This window comes from Dyella sp. S184 (assembly GCF_009766065.1).
Classification (GTDB): domain Bacteria; phylum Pseudomonadota; class Gammaproteobacteria; order Xanthomonadales; family Rhodanobacteraceae; genus Rhodanobacter.
This window is the reverse complement of sequence record NZ_LMUE01000002.1, coordinates 1,232,318-1,232,614: the sequence shown is the minus strand read 5'-3', so window position 1 is coordinate 1,232,614 and position 297 is coordinate 1,232,318. Positions and strand designations below refer to the sequence as shown.

At 67.3% G+C, this 297-nt stretch carries 1 protein-coding gene; it reads left to right on the top strand.

Going from position 1 to position 297, the window contains the following annotated elements; all coding sequences use genetic code 11:
* The coding region (locus GSQ75_RS19015; RefSeq protein ID WP_216840609.1) for a hypothetical protein at window positions 1-297 on the top strand (297 nt) is incomplete at both ends.

Here is a 297-nt window from a genome sequence, read left to right as displayed (position 1 = left end):
GGGCAAGTCCAGCTTCATCGTGGCGACCGCGAACGGTGCCGGCAGCGTCGCGACCGGGTTGTATGCTTCCGGCGCGACCGTGTCGGCCAGCAATCTCGGCACCGTCAAGGCCATCGCCATCGGCACCACCACCACCGCCTACGGCGCCCAGTTGGTCTCCCCCGGCGCCTTGACCTTCACCAACACCGGTATCGTCCGCGCCAACGCCGATCATGCCGTGGCCGTCGATCTGACCAGCGGCACCACCGCGACCCTGATCAATACCGGCACGATCAACGCCGTACCGATGGTGCTGGG